Consider the following 20,134-nt stretch of genomic DNA (forward strand, 5'->3'; position numbering starts at 1 on the left):
AGGTAAAAAAAGTGTTAGAAAGATATAGTAGAAAGGAATTAAGAGAAGTTTGGTCTGATGAGAAAAGATATTCTCTTTGGTGGAAGGTAGAAGAGGCAGTATTAGAAGCAAGAGCTAAATTAGGAGAGATCCCAAGTGAAGCATTTGAAAAAATAAAAAAGAAAGCAAGATTTAAAGTCGAAGAAATTAAGGAGATAGAAAAGATTAATAATCATGAGATGATAGCATTTTTAACTAATGTGGCTCAATATGTAGGAGAAGGATCTGAATACATCCATCAAGGACTTACATCATCAGATGTTATGGATACTGCTTTTTCTTTACAAATTTTAGAAGCTCTTAATTATATAGAATCAGATCTCTTAAAATTGTTAGATGAAATAGCAAAAAAAGCAATTCAATACAAAGATTTGCCTATGATGGGAAGAACTCATGGAATGCATGCAGAACCAATCACCTTAGGTTTTAAGTTTTTGGGATGGTGGTCAGAACTTAAAAGAAATTTAGAGAGGTTGAGAAAGGCAAGAGAAAACATAAGATATGGAAAATTTTCAGGTGTTGTTGGTACATTAAGTCATTTGTCACCTGAAGTAGAAGAATTGGCATGTAAGATTTTAGGATTAGAACCTGAACCAGTTGCTACACAAATTATTCCAAGAGATAGACATGCAGAAGTAATTTATGTTTTAGGAATGATAGCTTCGTCTTGTGAACGAATTGCTCTTGAAATTAGACATCTCCAAAGAACGGAAGTAGGAGAATTGGAAGAACCTTTTAGGGAAAGGCAAAAGGGATCGTCAGCTATGCCTCATAAAAGAAATCCTATTCTTTCTGAAAGAATTTGTGGACTGTCAAGAGTAATAAGGTCATATATGAATTCTGCTTTTGAAAACATTCCTTTATGGCATGAGAGAGATATTAGTCATTCTTCTGTAGAAAGAGTAATATTTCCAGATGCTACTACCCTCACTGATTATATACTTAATCTAACTTATGAGATAGTTAAAGATTTAAAAGTTAATGAAGAGAATATTCTAGAGAACATGAATACTAATTATAGAATATTTTATTCTCAAAACTTATTATTAGCTCTTACCCAAAAAGGGGTTTTAAGGGATATTGCTTATTCATGGATTCAAGAGGATGCATTTAAGGCTATCAATGAAAAAAGAGATTTTTTAGAGGTAGTTTTAGAAGATAAGAGAGTTACAGAAAAACTTTCTAAGGAAGAGATAGAAAGTTGTTTTTCTCCGCAAGTATTCCTTAAAAATATAGATTTTATATTTCAGAGATCTGGAGTTAAGGAGGAATTAAAGTGAAAGAATGGACAGTGATATTAGAGATCTTTTTAAAAGAGGGGATCTTTGATCCTCAAGGTAAAACTATTAGAAATGCTCTTCATTCCTTAGACTTTGAAGAAGTAAAAGATGTGAGGGTTGGAAAGGTCCTTAAAATTAAACTGATGGGGAATTCTGAAGAGGAAGTGATGGAAAAAGTTAGAAAAATGAGTGAAATTGTACTTGTTAATCCAGTTACAGAAGATTTTTCAATAAGGGTGGAAAGAGAATGAGGGTAGGAGTAGTGGTATTTCCAGGCACAAATTGTGATATGGATACCTTTTATGCTTTAAAGATTACAGGACATGACCCAGTTTTTCTCTGGCACAAAGATCATGATCTTCAAGAGGTGGATATGGTAATACTCCCTGGAGGATTTTCTTATGGAGACTATTTGAGAGCTGGTTCTATTGCAAGATTTTCTCCTATCATGAATGAGGTAATAGATTTTGCAAATAAAGGTGGATATGTGCTAGGTATATGTAATGGGTTCCAGATACTTTTAGAGGCAGGTCTTTTACCTGGAGCTATGTTACCAAATGTTACCAATACTTTTATATGTAAACCTGTTTTTATAAGAGTATTGAATAATCAAAATATCTTCTTGAATAGGTATTTAGTTAATCAGGTTATTAAGATACCTATAGCCCATAAAGAAGGTAGATATTATATATCAGAAAAGGGATTAGAAGATCTGAAGGAGAACAATCAAATAGTACTTAAATATGAATATGAAAATCCAAATGGTTCAATTGATAATATTGCTGGAATTATTAATAAAAAGGGTAATGTAATGGGTATGATGCCTCATCCTGAAAGAGCAGTAGAAGATATTTTGGGAAGCTCTGATGGGATTAATCTGTTCTTATCATTTCTAAAATAAAGGGGTGTAATCATGGGAATTTTTGGGCTTAAGGAAGAAGAAATAAAACATGCAAGAGAATTGCTTGGTAGAGAGCCAAATGATATAGAATGGTCTGTTATATCTGTAATATGGTCTGAACATTGTAGTTATAAACACTCAAGGAAATATCTAAAGGATTTTTATTCAAAAGCAGAGTGGGTAGAACAAGGTCCAGGCGAGAATGCAGGAATTGTAGATCTAGGAGATGGATATAAAATAGTGTTCAAGATAGAAAGCCATAATCATCCTTCAGCAGTTGAACCATTTCAAGGAGCTGCTACAGGAGTTGGAGGAATTGTAAGGGATATATTGGCTCTTGGAGCAAGGCCTATTGCTCTACTTGATTCATTAAGATTTGGTTCAATTGATAAACCAAAAAATAAGTATCTTTTTGAGGGAGTAGTAAGTGGTATAAGTTTTTATGGTAATTGTATTGGAGTACCTGTTGTGGGAGGAGAGATAGTATTTGATGAATGTTATTCATCAAATCCCTTAGTAAATGTTATGTGTTTAGGATTATTATCTCCAAATCAAAAATCTTATCGAGGAAAAGCTGAAGGTGAAGGTAATCTTCTAGTACTTGTTGGCGCAAGAACGGGTAGGGATGGTCTTCAAGGAGCAAGTTTTGCTTCAGAGAAGCTTGATGATGAAACTCACAAAAAGAAACCATCAGTTCAAGTAGGGGATCCCTTCTTGGGTAAGCTTCTTATTGAGGCAACTTTAGAGGCTGCAGCTAAGGATGGTGTTATAGGTATTCAAGATTTAGGTGCTGCAGGTCTTGTGAGTGCCTTATCAGAGTCTGCACGTAGAGGAAGAAGTGGAGTAAAAGTTTATCTTGATAAAGTTCCTCAAAGAGAGGAAAATATGACACCAGAAGAAATATTGTTATCGGAATCTCAAGAGAGAATGCTTTTTGTAGTTAGACCAGATAAAGTAAAGGATATTATTGAAGTGTTTAAAAAATGGGATCTTGAAGCAGAAGTTATAGGAGAGGTAATTAAAGAAGAAAGATTTATAGCTTATTTTAATGGAGTAAAGGTTGTTGATCTACCTACCGAGCTTTTAGTGGATGGTTCTCTTATATTTGATCCACCATCAATGGGGTCCAAGAAGGAAAGGAAAGAAAACGTAGTAACAGTCACCAATGAAGATGTGGAAAAATATATAGAGATTTTAATTCAAGATATAAAAACTAAGGAAAAAATCTATACCCAGTATGATTATTCCGTGCAAACAAATACAGTTTTACCACCTGGATTTGGTGATGCTGCTGTTTTGAGAATTAAAAATACAAATAAGGGTATTGCTATTGTTACAGATGGGAATGGTAGATATTGTTATTTGAATCCTAAACAAGGGGCTATGTATGCTGTAGCAGAGGCCTGTAGAAACATTCTTTGTGTTGGTGGCAAACCATTAGCTATAACTGATGGATTGAATTTTGGAGATCCCGATGAACCGGATGTTTTCTATCAATTTAAAGAAGTAGTAAAGGGTATTAATTTGGCATCAAGAATATTGGAAATACCTATAGTAAGTGGAAATGTTAGTTTTTATAATGGTCAAGGTGATAACAAAATTTTCCCTACTCCTATTATTGGTATGGTTGGAATTATTGAGGATCTTTCATATTTAATAACACCGGGATTAAAAGAATATGAAAATCCTATATATGTGATAGGTGATTTTTCAAGATTAACTTTAGATGGATCAAGATTTATGAAAGATCTTTATGGGGTTATAGAAGGTGAGCCCCCATATGTAGATTTAATTTGGGATAGAAAATTAAAATATTTTTTAGAGGAAATAAGGTTGGAAAAAATTATTCTTTCTTTACATGATGTAAGTGAGGGGGGAATGTTGGCTTCTTTGTTAGAACTATCGATATGGGGAAATAAAGGATTGTATGTAAATCTCCCAAGAGAAGATAAAGCTGAAATGCTTTTTGGTGAAGGTTCTATTTTAATTGCGGAGGTATCAAGAGAAAAAGAAACTATGTTTTTAAAATATGCAGAGAAATATAACTTAAATGTACAAAAAATAGGTAAAGTAATTCCAGATAAATTTATAGTTAGACCTTTTCTTGAATTAGACATAAAGACCCTTTTCTGAAAGAAGGTGAAAGGTCAAATGACCTTAAAAGAAGAATGTGGGGTTATAGGAGTTATAGTTTTTAGTGAAAGATATGCAAGTTTTTTGGCTTATAGAGGATTGTTAAAATTACAACATAGAGGCCAAGAAAGCGCGGGAATTGTAACTTTTTCCAGTGAAGGATATCATGTTCATAAGAATTTTGGTCTTGTTTCTCAAGTTTTTGATGAATTATCTCTTAAAAACTTAAAGGGAAAAATTGCTGTTGGACATGTTAGATATTCTACTTCTGGTAAGAAATCACCTCAAAGTATTCAGCCCTTTGTAGTGAATCTTCCTAGGTATGGTTATATGGCTCTTGCCCATAATGGTCATATATCTAATGCTAATTCTTTAAGAAGAAACTTGGAAAAAGAAGGGATAATATTTCAAAGTGATTCAGATACTGAAGTTATATTACATTTAACAGCTAAATCAAAAAAGCAAAGTTTACAAGAAAGGCTTGAAGAGGCTCTTAATCAAGTTGAAGGAAGTTACTCTCTAATAGTTGGAACCCACGAAGGTGTTTATGCAATCAGAGATCCATCAGGATTTAGACCACTTTTTATGGGAAGGCTCCAAGATGGAGGAGTTATTTTTGCATCTGAGACATCAGCTTTAAAAGATTTACCTATAATAGAAATTAAAGAATTGAATCCTGGTGAATGGGTTTTTTTCAGTAAAGATGGAAATGTTTTTAATTATAGATCATTTCAAGATAGACCCTCCAGATTTTGCTTGTTTGAATTTATATATTTTTCGAGGCCAGATAGTCTTTATGATGATAGGACGGTTTATTATTATAGAAAACAAATGGGAAGAATATTAGCAAAAGAAGTTCCTGTATCTGCAGATTGGGTTGTTCCTGTTCCTGATTCAGGTATTCCTGCTGCTATTGGGTATAGTGAGGAGTCAGGTATACCTCTACAGATGCTTCTCATGAGAAGTCATTATGTAGGCAGAACATTTATACAGCCAAGGCAAAAGGAAAGAGAATTGTCAGTAAGAATGAAATTTTTATTTGTTAGCGATTTAATTAAAGGAAAAAAAATAGTATTGGTAGATGATTCTTTGGTGAGAGGTACTACTGCCAAAATCCTTGCTGAGAAATTTAGGGAAGAAGGTGCTAAAGAAGTACACCTTAGACTTTCTTCACCTCCCCTTATTTCTCCTTGCCATTATGGAGTAGATATACCTAATACAAAAGAATTAATAAGTTATCATTACTCTCCTGAGGAGATTGCCAGACTTTTAGGTTTTGATTCTGTTGCTTTTTTAAGTATGGAGGGTTTAGTTAGTATACTTCCAGAAAGGGGTTATTGTGGAGAATGTTTTGGAAGAAAAATAGTAAAAAAAGAAAAAAAATTACTTATAGTCTAAGTGGTGTTAATATTTCTAAGGTAGAAAGAGCATTACAAGAGGTTAGAAAGGATATTGAATCTACCCATCAGGCATATGTATTACCTTATTGGAACGGTTTTTCCAGTATTTTAGAATTGGATTTTAAGCTATTTAAGAATCCTTTATTCTTACTTAGTACTGACGGAGTGGGAACTAAGTTGAGTCTTGCAGTTAAATATCGTAAGTTTTCAGGTATAGGTTTTGATTTAGTAGCTATGAATGTTAATGATATTCTAACCTCTGGCGGTAAGCCTTTAGCCTTTTTAGATTATTTTGGTGGATCAAAAATTGATCCAGATGTCTATAAAGAAATTTTGAAGAGTATTTCTTTAGCTTGCAAGGAAGCAAATTGTAGTTTGGTTGGTGGAGAAACTGCTGAAATGCCGGGTATATATAGGGGTAAGGAGATTGATTTGGTAGGTTTTGTACTTGGAATTGTAGAAAAAGATAATTTGCTTCCTAAGAAAGATAAAATGAAGGATGGTAATATTTTAATTGGGGTCACATCTTCCGGATTTCATAGTAATGGTTATTCTTTAATAAGGTATATTTTGAGAAAGAAGAAAATATCTTTGAAGAAAGATATAGACGGACATAATCTGTTAGAGGAGTTATTAAGACCGACGAAAATATATTCCCCTAAAATTTTGCCTCTCTTAGAGAGATATCGAGAAAATATTCTTGGCATTGCTCATATAACGGGTGGGGGAATTGTGGGTAATCTACCAAGAATTATTCCAGATAATTTAACCGCTATTGTTGAATCTTCTTGGGAAATTCCATGGATATTTAAATTTTTTATAAAGAAAGGGAATATAAGTATAAAGGAGGCTTTTAGAGTTTTCAATATGGGGATTGGCTTAATTCTTGTGGTTTCTGATAATGAAGAAAAGATATTGGAAGATTTAGATTCTATGGGAGAAAAGAGCTATATTATAGGATCATTAAAATCTGGGAAAGGTGGCGTAAAAATTGAATGGAAAAGAAAAGACTTGGAGTTCTAGTCTCAGGTAGGGGTTCAAACTTACAAGCTCTTATTGATGCTTCAAAAAAAGATGATTATCCAGCGAAGGTAGTAGTTGTTATTAGTAATAAAAGAGAAGCTTATGCTATTGAGAGGGCAAAAAAGGAGAATATTCCCGTTTATGTTGTAAAAAGAGAAGATTACAGATCCAAAAGGGAATATGAGGAAAAAATAAGAGAAATTCTTCTTGAATATAAAGTAGATTTAGTAGTATTGGCGGGATATATGAAGATTATAGGTAAAACCCTTCTTGATGCTTTTCCATGGAAAATTATTAATATCCATCCATCTCTTCTTCCCTCCTTTCCAGGATTGGAAGCTCAAAAAAAGGCATTGGAATATGGAGTGAAAATAAGCGGATGTACTGTTCATTTTGTGGATGAGGGTATAGATTCAGGTCCAATAATAGGTCAGAGAGCAGTACCTGTCTATGATGATGATACTCCAGAGACTTTGGCTGAAAGAATATTGCAGGAAGAACATAAGTTAATAGTAGAATCTGTCAAAAAAATTCTAACCGAAGAATACAAGATAATAGGAAGAAGAGTAGTATTTAAGAAGAAGGGGGCTGAGAATATATGAAAGTGATGGTTATTGGAAGTGGTGGGAGAGAGCATGCTATATGTTGGAAATTATCCCAAGATAAAAGGGTTGAAAAAATTTATGCTCTTCCTGGGAATGCTGGTATCAGTAGTTTTGCGGAATGCGTACCTATAAAATCTGAAAATATAAATGAAATTGTAAGTTTTGCTAAAGAAAATAGAATTGATTGGACTATTGTAGGACCTGAAATGCCTCTTTCTATGGGTATTGTAGATAGATTTTTAGAGGAGGGTTTAAGTATATGGGGACCAATTAAAAATCTAGCAATGCTAGAGGCAAGCAAGGCTTTTGCTAAGAAAATTATGGAGAAAGCAAAAATACCTACTGCAGATTTTAAGATATTTGATGATTTTGAATCTGCTAAAAGTTTCGTGGAAAAGGAGCATTATCCTTTAGTAATTAAGGCTGATGGTTTGGCTGCTGGTAAAGGTGTTTTTATTGTTAACTCTCAAAATGAGGCTGTAGAAGTCTTGGGTAAGTTATTAAAGGAAGGTATTTTAGGAGAAGCTGGAAGGAGAGTAGTGATTGAAAAATTCCTTGAAGGTAAAGAATTTTCTCTCATTGTAGCTATTAAAGACGGGGAAATCTATGTACTTCCACCAGCTCAAGACTATAAAAGAGTGGGAGAAGGAAACACTGGTCCTAATACTGGAGGTATGGGCTCTTTTGCTCCTGTACCATGGATTGATAGTAGTTTAATAGAGAAATCTTTAAAATTGATATTTAAGCCATTATTATCTGAACTTGAAAAGAATAATTTAAAATATGAGGGTTTTCTTTATGGAGGATTGATTTTGGTTAATAACGAACCATATGTTTTAGAATTTAATGTTAGACTTGGAGACCCAGAGGCTCAAGTTATTCTTCCTATTATTGGTTTTTCTTTATTGGATCTTAAAGATGGTAAAAATATCAAAACATATAATGAGTATGAATATTCCGAAAAAAAAGCTGTATGTGTTGTACTTGCATCTAAAGGATATCCAGAAAGGTATGAAGTCGGTAAAGAAATTAGTGTAAAGGAGACAAAAGAGACAATAATTTTTCATGCAGGAACTTCCTTTAGGAATGGTAAATTGGTTACTTCTGGTGGAAGAGTATTAAATGTGGTAGGTTTAGGTAAATCCTTTAAGGAGGCGAGGGAGAAGGTTTATAAAAATATCCAAAATATCTTTTTTGAGAATATGTATTATAGGAAAGATATTGCCTTAGAAGTAGAAGATATGTGATTTTCACAAAAAAATTTTCAAAAATTATTGACATAGGGGGTTGATTGTATTATATTTAGCGTTGAACAAAATTTTGAGGAAAGGGGTAAAAGGAAGAGGAGATGTTAGGACCGCATTTAGTTTTAGACTTATATGGGTGTCCTAAGGAAAAGTTGGAAGATGTACAATATATCTATGATCTTTTAGATGAACTGCCTGATATGATAGGCATGCAAAAGATTATGCCACCATATGTAATGAGATATGTACCCGAGGATGATCCTTTAGATTGGGGTATCTCAGGAGTGGTGCTTATTGCAGAAAGCCACATTGCAATACATACATGGCCAGATTTAAACTATGCGAGTGTTGATATCTTTTCGTGCAAAACCTTCAATATTGATAAGGCTAAAGAAATACTTGAAGAAAAACTTTTACCTGAAAGATCTGATTGGGAAATATTGGTAAGAGGCAGAGATTTTCCGGTCAATCTCTTAAAAAGAGGAAAAAATGGATCAGTATAGACCCCTTCCTTCCTTTGGTGGACTTTCGTCTTTTACTATCGAAAATTCAAGAGTTGTTATTGTTCCTTTTCCTTTGGAAGTTACAACCACATATAAAAAGGGGACCCGTGAGGGTCCCCTGTCCATTTTGTTAGCTTCCTACAATATTGAATTATATGATGAAGAGATTGACGATATACCTGCTAAAATAGGTATCTTTACTTTTCCTGATTTTTTTCTTCCTTTAGGAGACTTAAAGAAGAGTTTGTTAAATATTGAGATAATAGTAAAAGATATTCTTGAAAAGAATAAATTTCCCATATTTTTAGGTGGTGAACATACGATAACAAAAGGAATTTTAAGAGCTTATCTAAGTATGGGTTATAATTTTTCTGTTCTTCATTTCGACGCACATTCAGATCTTAGGGAAGAGTATGAAGGTACTGAAGATAGTCATGCGTGTGCACTGAGAGAAGCTTCAGAGAGGCTTAATATTGTTCAGGTAGGTATAAGAAGTTTAAGTGAAGGAGAAAGAGAATATATTAAAAAGAAAGCAAATATTAAGGTTTTTTGGGATTTTAAAATTCATACAAAGGATTTTAATATGGTGATTGAAGATATATTAACGAGCATTGAAAATGAAAATGTTTATATTACCTTTGATTTTGATGTGTTTAATCCTTCTGAAATGCCAGCTACAGGTACACCTGAGCCTGGTGGATTATCTTGGTATGAAGTGCTGAGTATTTTAAGGGAAATATTTAAAAATAAAAAAGTAATAGGAGTAGATTTCGTAGAATTTTCTCCTATTCCTGGGCTTAACTATGCAGATTATATAGCAGCGAGACTTATTTATAAAATAATAGGATATTATAAAAAATACAACATGGAGAAAACTAATGGATAAAAAGCGTATTGCATTAGTATTTGGTACAAGACCAGAAGCTATAAAAATGGCTCCTGTAGCATATGCCTTAAGGAATGTTGAGTTTTTTGAACTTCAGATTATCCTTACTGCACAACACAGAGAGCTATTAGATCAAGTTATGGAAATCTTTAAATTAAATTCTGATTACGATTTAAATATAATGCAGGAAAAACAAACCCTTACTCAAATAACCGTAAAGGTACTTGAGGGATTAGATGTAATATGGCAAAAAGATTCTCCTGATATGGTATTGGTACATGGAGATACGACTACAACCTTTGCAGCCAGTTTAGCTGCTTTTTATAAGAAGATATCCATTGGACATGTAGAATCTGGTTTAAGAACTTATGATAAATATCAACCGTATCCTGAGGAGATGAATAGACATCTTACAGGTGTACTTTCTGATTTACATTTTGCTCCAACAAAGAAAGCAAAAGAAAATTTATTAAAAGAAAATGTACCATCTAACAATATTTTTGTAACTGGTAATACAGTGATTGATGCTCTTTTATTTGTATATAACAACCTTGAAAAATTTGAGGTTAAACTTCCTGAAGAAGTTCCCAAAGGGAAATATATTTTAGTTACTTCTCATAGAAGAGAAAACTGGGGAAAACCTTTGGAAAACGTTGCCTTAGCATTAAAAGAAATCTTGAGTGAATTTGAAGATCTTTACATAGTTTATCCTGTACACCCAAATCCTATTATAAGAGAAACTGTAAATTCCATATTAGGTAATGAGAGGAGAGCTATTCTTATATCTCCTGTTGATTATGTAACAATGGTATATCTAATAGCAAATTGCAACTTAGTTCTTACAGATTCGGGGGGTCTTCAAGAGGAGGCTCCATCCTTAGGAAAACCTGTATTAGTTTTAAGGGAGGTTACTGAGAGACCTGAGGCAGTTGAGGCAGGTACAGTGAAGATAATAGGAACTGAGAGAAAAAGAATAGTGGAAGAGGTAAGTAAATTATTAATTGATGAAGACGAGTATAATAAAATGGCAAGAGCTCTAAATCCTTATGGTGACGGAAAGGCAAGTGAAAGAATAAGAGATATTCTTCTTTATTATTTCGGATTTAGCTCCTCTCTTCCAGAAGAATTTAATCCATACCATTCATGAGACATTATTTAGACTTTATTTTAGATATAATATTTCCCTCAAGATGTATTTTTTGTGGTAGATATGGATTAGGTTATGTTTGTCCAGAATGTTTTAGTAAATTCAAAATTCCTAATAAATATTGTAGGTTTTGCGGAAGACCTCTTACAGGTATTTCAGAAATCTGTTATAATTGTACTAAAGAGAGCCCTATATGGAGCGGATTTGAATTTTTAGGATATTATGATGATATGTGGGAAACAGTAATTAAGAACCTCAAATTTAGAAATAAACCTAATGTGGCTAAATTTATAGCAGATCTTGCTAAGGATAAAATCTTAAGTAAGAAATGGGACATTGATTTTCTCACCTATGTACCATTGAGTAATAAAAGACTTGTGGAGAGGGGTTATAACCAATCAGAATATTTAGCGTATTTTTTAAGTAAAAGTCTTAAAAAACCATATGGTTCTCTTTTGTCATTAAATAAGGAGGTAAAACCACAAAAAACACTTAGTTTAAAGGAAAGGAAGGAAAATGTTAAAGGAGCATTTGGTTTAGTAGAAGAGGTAAAATATTTGCATTATAGAAATATTTTGATTGTAGATGACGTCTATACTACTGGATCTACAATAAAGGAGTGTGCTTATACCTTAAAAAACAATATAAAAATTTTGGATAAGATTTATGTATTTGTAGCTGTAAGAGCTCTTTTATAAAATTTTCAAGGAGGTTGGATTATGCAGATTAACTTTTCAAGTAAAAATGTGTCTATTTCTCCTAATTTGCAAGAATATGCTGAGAAAAAACTTTCAAAACTATCTCGCTTTTTTGATAATATTGAAAATATAGAGGTTATCTTTTCGGAAGAAGATTGGAAAGATGGTAGTCGAGCTCATAGAGTAGAAGTTACTATTAGGGCAAATGGAAAGATAATAAGAGCATCAGAGGCCAATCAAGATTTTAGAAGTAGTATAGATTTGGTAATTGATAAATTGGAAAAACAACTTAAAAAATATAAAGAAAAAATGATAGACAGAGAAAAGAGGGCTCCTTCTTTGACTGAAATGTTTACAAAAGAGGAAGATGAAGGAGAGAAAAAGGTTGTTAAAGTTAAAAGATTTTCATTGAAACCTATGGATATAGAAGAAGCCATATTGCAAATGGAACTTTTAGGTCATGATTTCTTTGTTTTCATAGATGCAGATACTTATAAAACTTCTATTTTATATAGAAGAAAAGATGGAAATTATGGATTAATTATTACGGACGAAGGAGAATAAGTAAATAATATGGGATTACTATCTAAATTATTTGATTCCAATTCAAGAACTTTAAAAAGATTAGAAGAATACGTAAAGAAAATTAACGCTTTAGAACCTGAGATAAGTAAATTATCTGACGATGAACTAAAAAGAAAAACATCAGAGTTTAAACAGAGATTAGAAAGGGGTGCTACCCTTGATGATTTATTAGTAGAATCCTTTGCAGTAGTAAGAGAGGTAGCAAAAAGAACTCTTGGGATGAGACACTTTGATGTACAACTAATGGGTGGTATTGTTCTACATCAAGGAAAAATAGCTGAAATGCAAACGGGAGAGGGTAAAACTCTGGTAGCAACTCTTCCTGCCTATTTGAACGCCTTAGAGGGAAAAGGAGTACATATAGTAACAGTTAATGATTATTTGGCTAAAAGGGATAGATATTGGATGGGACCAATTTATGAGTTTTTAGGTTTGGAAGTTGGTCTTTTACAAAATAATACTCCAATTTTAGAAAGGAAAAAAGCTTATTTGGCAGATATTACATATGGTACTAATAATGAGTTTGGATTTGATTATTTAAGGGATAATATAGCATTATCAGCTGATCATTTAGTTCAAAGAGAATTAAACTATGCGATTATTGATGAAGTAGATAGTATTCTAATAGATGAGGCAAGAACTCCTCTTATTATTTCAGGTCCAGCTAAGGGAGATAGTCGGATATATAAGCTTGCGATTAGAACTGCAAGATATTTGAAGAAGGATGAAGATTATACTACTGATGAGAAAACAAGAACAGTATCTTTAACAGAAGAAGGTTTGAGAAAGGCAGAAAAATTTTTAGGTGTAAAGGACCTATATGATTTTCAAAATATGGATTTAGCTCATGCTCTTCTTCAGTGTTTAAAGGCTCTTAATTTTTATCATAGAGATAGGGATTATATAGTTAAAGACGGAGAAGTGATAATTGTTGACGAATTTACAGGAAGATTAATGTTTGGAAGAAGATATAGTGATGGATTGCATCAAGCTATTGAGGCAAAAGAAGGTGTAAGAATAAGGGAAGAAAATGTTACTTTAGCAACTATCTCTATACAAAATTATTTTAGAATGTATAAGAAGATAGCTGGTATGACGGGAACTGCAGCTACTGAGGAAGAAGAATTTGTTAAGATTTACGGATTAGAGGTAGTTGTTATACCTCCGAATAAACCTTTAAGGAGAACCAATTATCCTGATCTTGTTTTTAAAACAGAAGAAGAAAAATTTGAGGCTGTGGTAAAGGAAATTGAAAAGTTATACAAAATTGGAAGGCCTGTGCTTGTAGGTACGACATCTATAGAGAAGTCAGAAAGATTAAGTAAAATGCTTAAAAAGAAGGGGATTCCCCACAATGTATTAAACGCAAAATACCACGAAAAGGAAGCTGAAATTATTGCTAAAGCAGGCCAGAAATATGCTGTAACTATTGCTACAAATATGGCAGGAAGAGGGACAGATATTGTTTTAGGGGAAGGAGTGGCTGAGCTTGGAGGTCTTCATGTTATAGGAACAGAAAGACATGAAAGTAGAAGAATTGATAATCAGTTAAGAGGACGTGCAGGTAGACAGGGAGATCCCGGTTCTTCGAGGTTTTACGTTTCATTGGAAGATGATCTTTTAAGACTTTTTGGAGGAGATCAGATAAAAGCTTTAATGGATAGATTGGGAATGGAAAAAGGGCAACCTATTGAATCTCCTTTACTTACGAGATTAATAGAAAATAGCCAAGCTAAGGTGGAAAAGTTAAATTTTGAAATAAGAAAACAACTTTTAGAGTATGATGATGTGCTTAATAAACAAAGAGAAGTAGTTTACTCTGAAAGAAGAAAAATATTAACGATGGATAATTTGGAAGAAATAGTACAGAAGATTTTAGATAGAGTATTAGAAAGATTCTTTAATCAGATGTCTTCTCAGGAAATGGAAAGCTGGAAAAATATGTTTCTTGAGGTATTCGGATTTTTACCATCAAATTGGGAAGAGATTATAGCTGGAGATAATTTTGAGACTATTAAAGAGAAATTAGAAAAGGTAATTAAAGAAAAATATGAAGAGAGAAAGATGAAATTTGGAGAAGATACCTGGAAAGAAATTGAGAGAATAGTACTTTTATATGTAATTGATAAACTCTGGATAGAGCATCTTAATGATATGGAAGTTTTGAGGGAAGGTATTGGTTTGAGAGCTATTGCTCATCATGATCCTTTAGTAGAATATAAAAAAGAGGCTTATCAAATGTTCCAAGATATGGTAAATACTTTTGATTGGGAAAGTATAAGATACTTATTTAATATCCGTGTTACTGAAGAAACAAAAACAGCAAATCGTGGAAGGAGGAGTTGATTTGGGAGTTTCTGTAGCGGATTTGTTAATATCATATGAAGAAATACTAGAGACTTTCAATAAATTGGGTGGTTATCTTTGACTTAGATAGGATAAAGTCAAGATTAAAGGATTTAGAAAATAAAATTGCCAAGAGTAGCTGGGATGATCCGGAGAAAAATAAAGCCCTTTTAAGTGAATATAACAACTTGCAAAAGGAGTTAAATGATTGGCTTTCAATAGAGAAAGAAATTATTGAATTGAAAGAATGGAAAGATCTTATTGAAGAGGGAGATGAATTTAGAGAGGAGTTTGAAAGGAAATTAAAGGAAATTGGAGAAAAACTTAAAAACTTTGAGATTAATTTAATCCTAAAAGAACCACATGATAATGCTAATGCTATTCTTTCTTTACATGCAGGGACAGGAGGTACTGATGCTCAAGATTGGACTGAAATTCTTTTAAGAATGTATATAAGATGGGCAGAAAGAAAAGGCTTTAACGTAAAAATATTAGATATATCTCCAGGAGAAGAAGCTGGAATAAAAAGTGCTACTTTGTTAATAGAAGGTGAGAGAGCTTATGGATATCTTAAGGGGGAGAAAGGGGTTCATAGACTTGTAAGGATTTCCCCTTTTGATGCTAATCATAGAAGACATACATCATTTGCTTTAGTAGAGGTTATTCCTGAAATTCCTGAAAGTAATATTGTTATAAGACCTGAAGATTTAAGAATAGAAACTTTTAGGGCAGGAGGAGCAGGGGGACAACATGTAAATAAAGTTGAATCAGCTGTTAGAATAACCCATATTCCAACTGGTATAGTAGTTCAATGTCAAAACGAGAGGTCACAGCATGCTAATAAAGAGATGGCTTTAAGGGTTTTGAGAGCTCGTCTTGAGGAATTGGAAGAAAGGAAAAGAAGAGAACAAATAGCATCTTTAAAAGGAGAAGTACAAGAGATAAGTTGGGGGAATCAAATCAGATCTTATGTATTTCATCCATATACATTAGTAAAGGATCATAGAACAGGTTTAGAAGTGGGTAATGTACAAGCGGTTATTGATGGTGATTTAGATCCTTTCATAGAAGCATATTTATTTAGTGAATGGCAAAGGAAAAAAGATAAATGAAAAGAGTGCTTCTTTTTGGATACTATGGGGAGGGGAATCTTGGTGATGAGCTTCTTTTAAAGAGCTTATTATTCTCTTTGAGTACGAATTTTGAAGTAGGTGTTTTATCAAAGAAAAAAGACAAAAATTCAAATTATAAGGTTTTTAATAAATTTTCACCTTTTCAAGTATACAAAGCTTTAAAATGGGCAGAAGTTGTTGTTGCAGGAGGGGGAGGTCTTTTTCAAGACAAAACAAGCTTAAAATCTTTTTTTTATTATTTATCTATAATTTTCTTTGCTTTACTTTTTAATAAAAAGATATATCTTTTGGGTCAAAGCTTTTCTCCTTTAAGAAATAGAATTGAAGAAAAGCTATTAGGTTATATATTAACTCAGTGTAACAAAGTATATGTAAGAGATTCTTTTTCTTATAATTATTTGAAAAAGATAAATGTCCTGGAAGAAAAGATTAAATTATCAACAGATTTAGTCTTTTTATTAGACTTTAATTATAAAAAGTTAGAGAGAAAATATATAGGAGTTAATTTGAGAAGATGGAAAGATTATAGTTTAAATGATATATACTCCCTACTTACTAATTTAGAAGGATTAATGGAAAAAGAGATGGTATTTTATGCTTTACATACTGAAGACAAACATCTTTTTGACGAATTAGGCAACCATATAAAATCAAAAATTAAATTTGTAGAGCTAACGGATGATAATATTGAAGAGTTTTTTCCTATGAATATAATTTTTATTGGCATGAGACTTCATAGTCATATCCTATCTGTACTTTTTGAAATTCCTTTCATTGCAATTTCTTATGATGAGAAGGTTAAAGGTTTTTGTGAAGATATTGGCTGGAAATTCGTAGTTGATGAACTTTCATCTGATAAAATAAAAGATTATGTTGCCGAAATTTTGAAAAATTATGATCAATATAAGGAATACTTAAAGAAAGTAAAAATTATGCAAAAAGAGAAAATAAAGGAGGACTTAGACAATTTTAAGAAAGAAATATGTTAAATGTGGATATTTTAGGGATTAAATTTACATCTTTAGAAGATGATGAATTTAAAAAATTAATACTCTCCTTTATGGAGAGTAATAAATGTAATACTATATTCACTCCAAATGCAGAAATGTTGGTAATAGCTAATGAAAATCCTGAGTTTAAAAAGGTGTTATATGAGTCTGATTTAAATATTCCAGATGGTATTGGTATAACTCTTCTCGCTAAAAGAAAGGGATATTTTATTAGAAAGTTCCCGGGTATTGAGGCTATGGAAAAAATTCTTTCTTGGGCGGAAATATATGGATTTCCAATATTTTTCCTTGGAGCAAAAGAGGAAGTTGTTAGGAAATTAGTTGAAAATCTAAAGTTAAAATATCCAGATTTATTAGTAGCAGGATTTAGAAATGGTTATTTTTCTGATGAAGAAGAGGAAAAAATAATTAAGATGATTAATGAATCTGGAGCAAAGATTTTATTCGTGGCTTTAGGTGCTCCTAAACAAGAATTTTTTATTAGCAAATATAAAAGGGATTTGAAGGTAAGAGTTGCTATGGGGGTTGGAGGTAGTTTTGATGTTCTTTCTGGTGTAAAAAGAAGAGCTCCTTGGATTTTTAGAAAACTTGGGTTAGAATGGTTTTACAGAATTTTACAAGAGCCTAAAAGAATTTTTGTAAGGTTTCCAAGACTTCTGAGGTTTTTGCGTATATATACAAAGGGGTAGAATATATGAAAAAAATTATTGATTTATTGGGAATAACTTTGGGGGCTTTTTTTATAGCTGTAAGTATAGATGTATTTTTAGCTCCTAACAAGCTTGTGGGTGGTGGAGTTAGTGGAATAGCTATCATTCTATACTATATTTTTAGATCTCCTGTTGGTATTACTATGCTTCTTTTAAATATACCCATATTTGTATTGGGTATTAAGATGCTTGGTTCTTCTTTTGGCTTTAAAACTCTGTACGGAACTTTTATACTATCTTTATTTGTAGATCTGCTTAATCTTTTCAAATTACCTGTTATAAAAGACCCAATAATTGCGACGGTTTATGGTGGTATATTGGGGGGATTAGGGCTTGGTATAGTATTTAAATACGGAGGATCTACTGGTGGAACAGATATTTTAGCTCAAGTATTTTCTCATTTTACCGGGTTAAATATAGGACAATCATTGTTAATAATAGATGGAATTATAGTTATTTCCGCAGGTTTTATTTTTGATTTTGTTTTGGCTTTATATGCTCTTCTTGTTATTTTTATTCAAGGATATTCCATAGATTTAGTACAACAAGGATTATCGTATACTAAAGCTGCTCTTATTTTCTCAGATAGGCCAAGGGATATTGGAGAAAAAATTCTCAAAGAATTAGGCAGAGGAGTTACAGTTTTTTATGGTATGGGATTATACACTGGGAGAGAGAGGGAAATTTTATACTGTGTAGTAAGTCAATCAGAGGTTGGTAGATTAAAAGAAATAATTCATAAAAATGATCCAAAAGCTTTTGTTGTAATAACACCGGCTCATGAAGTATTAGGGGAGGGATTTAAATCTTTCAAACAATGAAAAGAGAAATAATTCTTGCATCTAATTCTCCTAGAAGAAAGGAACTTCTTAAGAGTTTAGGTATTGATTTTAAAGTTTTACCAGTAGATGTGGAAGAAATAGAAGGGAAAAGAAATATCTCGCCAGTAGATTTGGTGAAGAAAAATGCTTTAAAGAAAGCTCAAAAAGCAGCAGAACTATGCCAAAGTGAATATTCTTTAATTATTTCAGCTGATACTATTGTAGTATTAGATGGAGAAATTGTTGGTAAACCAAAAAATGAAAAGGATGCTATAAGAATTCTTAAGAGGCTAAGAGGTAAATATCATTATGTTTTTACGGGTATAGTTGTATGGGCGACTCCTGAAAACATACATTATATTTCTTCTGTTAGAAGTAAGGTAAAAATGAGGGATTATTCGGATGAGGAAATAGAAAGATACGTTGCAACAGGTGAACCTATGGATAAAGCTGGTGCTTATGGAATTCAAGGTAAAGGAGCATTATTAATTGAAAAAATAGAAGGTGATTACTATAATATAGTGGGATTACCATTAGTAAGATTGAATTATCTTCTTGATAAATTTGGATATAATCTTTTATAAAATATTATAAAAGAAAGAAGGAGGACTTATGGCTTTGAATTTTTTGGCAGGAATTTTTTCTAAGGATTTAGGTATTGATTTGGGAACTGCAAATACGGTTGTATATGTTAGAGGTAAGGGAGTAGTTATCTTTGAACCATCTATGGTGGCAATAAGAAGAAGTGATAAGAAGGTTGTTGCTGTTGGTGAAGAAGCAAAGAAAATGCTTGGAAGAACTCCTGAAGAGATTGTCACTATAAGGCCATTAAAGGATGGAGTCATAGCAGATTTTGATGCTGCGGAAAAGATGATTAGATACTTTATAGAGAAGGTTCACAATAAGAGAGATTTTTTAGTAAGTCCTCGAATGGTTATAGGTATACCGTCGGGAACAACACCTGTAGAGCGTAGAGCTGTTTTAGATACTGCATATTCTGCTGGTGCAAGAGATGTTTTGCTTGTCACAGAGCCTATTGCTAGTGCATTAGGTGCTGATCTCCCAATATGGGAACCTTCTGGTAATATTATTGTAGATATTGGTGGAGGGACTACTGAAATAGCTGTTATTTCATTAGGAGGAATAGTGGTTAGCACCTCAATAAAGGTAGCTGGGGATGAGATGGATGAAGCTATTGTTCATTATATAAGGAAAAAATACAACCTATTTATAGGAGAGAGAACTGCAGAAGAGATAAAGGTTAACCTTGGAAATGCTGCTTTTGGAGAAGAGAATAAAACTTATATGGAAGTTAAAGGAAGAGATTTACTTACTGGGGTGCCTCGTAATATAGAGATTAGTTCGGCAGAAGTTAGAGAAGCTTTAAAGGATACCATTGATATGATTGTAGAAGCAATTAGAGATACCTTAGAAAAAACACCTCCAGAACTTGCAGCAGATATTATGGATAAAGGTATAGTTTTAGCTGGTGGAGGTGCTCTCCTGAGAGGTCTTGATTCATATATATCAGAACAAATAGGGGTTGTAACTATAGTTGCAGAAGAGCCTTTACTTTGTGTAGTAAAAGGAACAGGAAAGATTATTGAAGAATTTGATAAATATAAACAGGTACTTGCTTCAGTTAAAGAGAGCTATTAAGAAGTATT

The 20,134-nt window shown here is 32.6% G+C and carries 20 protein-coding genes; all 20 read left to right on the top strand.

Translation table 11 applies throughout. From position 1 onward, the window contains the following. The first annotated feature begins 11 nt into the window (after positions 1-11). The 20 genes from purB to ACY3IT_RS04690 all read left to right on the top strand — a co-directional run bounded on the left by purB (position 12) and on the right by ACY3IT_RS04690 (position 20,126). A complete protein-coding gene (gene purB / locus ACY3IT_RS04595; RefSeq protein ID WP_463081814.1) occupies positions 12-1,319 on the top strand; it encodes an adenylosuccinate lyase in 1,308 nt (435 codons plus the stop codon). Then, positions 1,316-1,570: a phosphoribosylformylglycinamidine synthase subunit PurS gene (gene purS, locus ACY3IT_RS04600; RefSeq protein ID WP_463081815.1), complete on the top strand. Its 255-nt coding sequence runs from the start codon at positions 1,316-1,318 to the stop codon at positions 1,568-1,570. The genes purB and purS overlap by 4 nt, the downstream gene beginning before the upstream one ends. Then, positions 1,567-2,220, top strand: a complete 654-nt coding sequence (gene purQ / locus ACY3IT_RS04605; RefSeq protein WP_463081816.1) for a phosphoribosylformylglycinamidine synthase subunit PurQ — start codon at positions 1,567-1,569, stop codon at positions 2,218-2,220. The genes purS and purQ overlap by 4 nt, the downstream gene beginning before the upstream one ends. 12 nt (positions 2,221-2,232) lie before the next feature. Further along, entirely contained in the window at positions 2,233-4,353 is a 2,121-nt protein-coding gene (purL, locus tag ACY3IT_RS04610; RefSeq protein ID WP_463081817.1) for a phosphoribosylformylglycinamidine synthase subunit PurL, read from the top strand. An 18-nt stretch (positions 4,354-4,371) separates the two neighbouring features. Further along, positions 4,372-5,751 (top strand): amidophosphoribosyltransferase, encoded by a 1,380-nt coding sequence (gene purF / locus ACY3IT_RS04615; RefSeq protein ID WP_463081818.1) that lies wholly within the window; start codon positions 4,372-4,374, stop codon positions 5,749-5,751. Further along, positions 5,700-6,776, top strand: coding sequence for a phosphoribosylformylglycinamidine cyclo-ligase (purM, locus tag ACY3IT_RS04620; RefSeq protein WP_463081819.1), 1,077 nt, complete (start codon positions 5,700-5,702; stop codon positions 6,774-6,776). Before purF ends, purM begins: the two co-directional genes overlap by 52 nt. Continuing rightward, complete coding sequence (gene purN / locus ACY3IT_RS04625) at positions 6,749-7,378, top strand: phosphoribosylglycinamide formyltransferase (RefSeq protein WP_463081820.1); 630 nt, start codon at positions 6,749-6,751, stop codon at positions 7,376-7,378. Before purM ends, purN begins: the two co-directional genes overlap by 28 nt. After that, entirely contained in the window at positions 7,375-8,628 is a 1,254-nt protein-coding gene (gene purD / locus ACY3IT_RS04630) for a phosphoribosylamine--glycine ligase (RefSeq protein WP_463081821.1), read from the top strand. Before purN ends, purD begins: the two co-directional genes overlap by 4 nt. A 101-nt stretch (positions 8,629-8,729) precedes the next feature. Continuing rightward, the gene (gene speD, locus ACY3IT_RS04635; protein ID WP_463081822.1) at positions 8,730-9,131 is read left to right on the top strand and encodes an adenosylmethionine decarboxylase; all 402 of its coding nucleotides are present in this window, start codon (positions 8,730-8,732) and stop codon (positions 9,129-9,131) included. After that, on the top strand, positions 9,118-10,017 hold the full coding sequence (gene speB, locus ACY3IT_RS04640; protein WP_463081823.1) for an agmatinase: 900 nt from the start codon (positions 9,118-9,120) through the stop codon (positions 10,015-10,017). The genes speD and speB overlap by 14 nt, the downstream gene beginning before the upstream one ends. Then, complete coding sequence (gene wecB, locus ACY3IT_RS04645; RefSeq protein WP_463081824.1) at positions 10,010-11,164, top strand: non-hydrolyzing UDP-N-acetylglucosamine 2-epimerase; 1,155 nt, start codon at positions 10,010-10,012, stop codon at positions 11,162-11,164. The genes speB and wecB overlap by 8 nt, the downstream gene beginning before the upstream one ends. Then, positions 11,161-11,862: a ComF family protein gene (locus ACY3IT_RS04650; protein WP_463081825.1), complete on the top strand. Its 702-nt coding sequence runs from the start codon at positions 11,161-11,163 to the stop codon at positions 11,860-11,862. Before wecB ends, ACY3IT_RS04650 begins: the two co-directional genes overlap by 4 nt. Before the next feature lie 21 nt (positions 11,863-11,883). Continuing rightward, the gene (gene hpf, locus ACY3IT_RS04655; RefSeq protein ID WP_463081826.1) at positions 11,884-12,426 is read left to right on the top strand and encodes a ribosome hibernation-promoting factor, HPF/YfiA family; all 543 of its coding nucleotides are present in this window, start codon (positions 11,884-11,886) and stop codon (positions 12,424-12,426) included. 9 nt (positions 12,427-12,435) lie between these two features. Then, complete coding sequence (secA, locus tag ACY3IT_RS04660; protein WP_463081827.1) at positions 12,436-14,793, top strand: preprotein translocase subunit SecA; 2,358 nt, start codon at positions 12,436-12,438, stop codon at positions 14,791-14,793. Position 14,794: 1 nt separating this feature from the next. Further along, positions 14,795-15,905 (top strand): peptide chain release factor 2 gene (gene prfB, locus ACY3IT_RS04665; RefSeq protein ID WP_463081828.1). Its coding sequence is split into 2 segments (ribosomal slippage): positions 14,795-14,872 and positions 14,874-15,905, totalling 1,110 coding nucleotides; the frame shifts between segments, so codons are not numbered across the junction. Next, positions 15,902-16,915, top strand: a complete 1,014-nt coding sequence (csaB, locus tag ACY3IT_RS04670) for a polysaccharide pyruvyl transferase CsaB (protein ID WP_463081829.1) — start codon at positions 15,902-15,904, stop codon at positions 16,913-16,915. The genes prfB and csaB overlap by 4 nt, the downstream gene beginning before the upstream one ends. After that, positions 16,909-17,625, top strand: a complete 717-nt coding sequence (locus tag ACY3IT_RS04675; RefSeq protein ID WP_463081830.1) for a WecB/TagA/CpsF family glycosyltransferase — start codon at positions 16,909-16,911, stop codon at positions 17,623-17,625. The genes csaB and ACY3IT_RS04675 overlap by 7 nt, the downstream gene beginning before the upstream one ends. A gap of 5 nt (positions 17,626-17,630) precedes the next feature. Continuing rightward, positions 17,631-18,467, top strand: coding sequence for a YitT family protein (locus ACY3IT_RS04680; protein ID WP_463081831.1), 837 nt, complete (start codon positions 17,631-17,633; stop codon positions 18,465-18,467). Further along, a complete protein-coding gene (locus ACY3IT_RS04685; RefSeq protein ID WP_463081832.1) occupies positions 18,464-19,051 on the top strand; it encodes a Maf family protein in 588 nt (195 codons plus the stop codon). The genes ACY3IT_RS04680 and ACY3IT_RS04685 overlap by 4 nt, the downstream gene beginning before the upstream one ends. 28 nt (positions 19,052-19,079) lie before the next feature. Beyond that, entirely contained in the window at positions 19,080-20,126 is a 1,047-nt protein-coding gene (locus ACY3IT_RS04690) for a rod shape-determining protein (protein WP_463081833.1), read from the top strand. Positions 20,127-20,134 lie beyond the last annotated feature (8 nt).

The organism is Dictyoglomus sp. GBS (genome assembly GCF_055179815.1).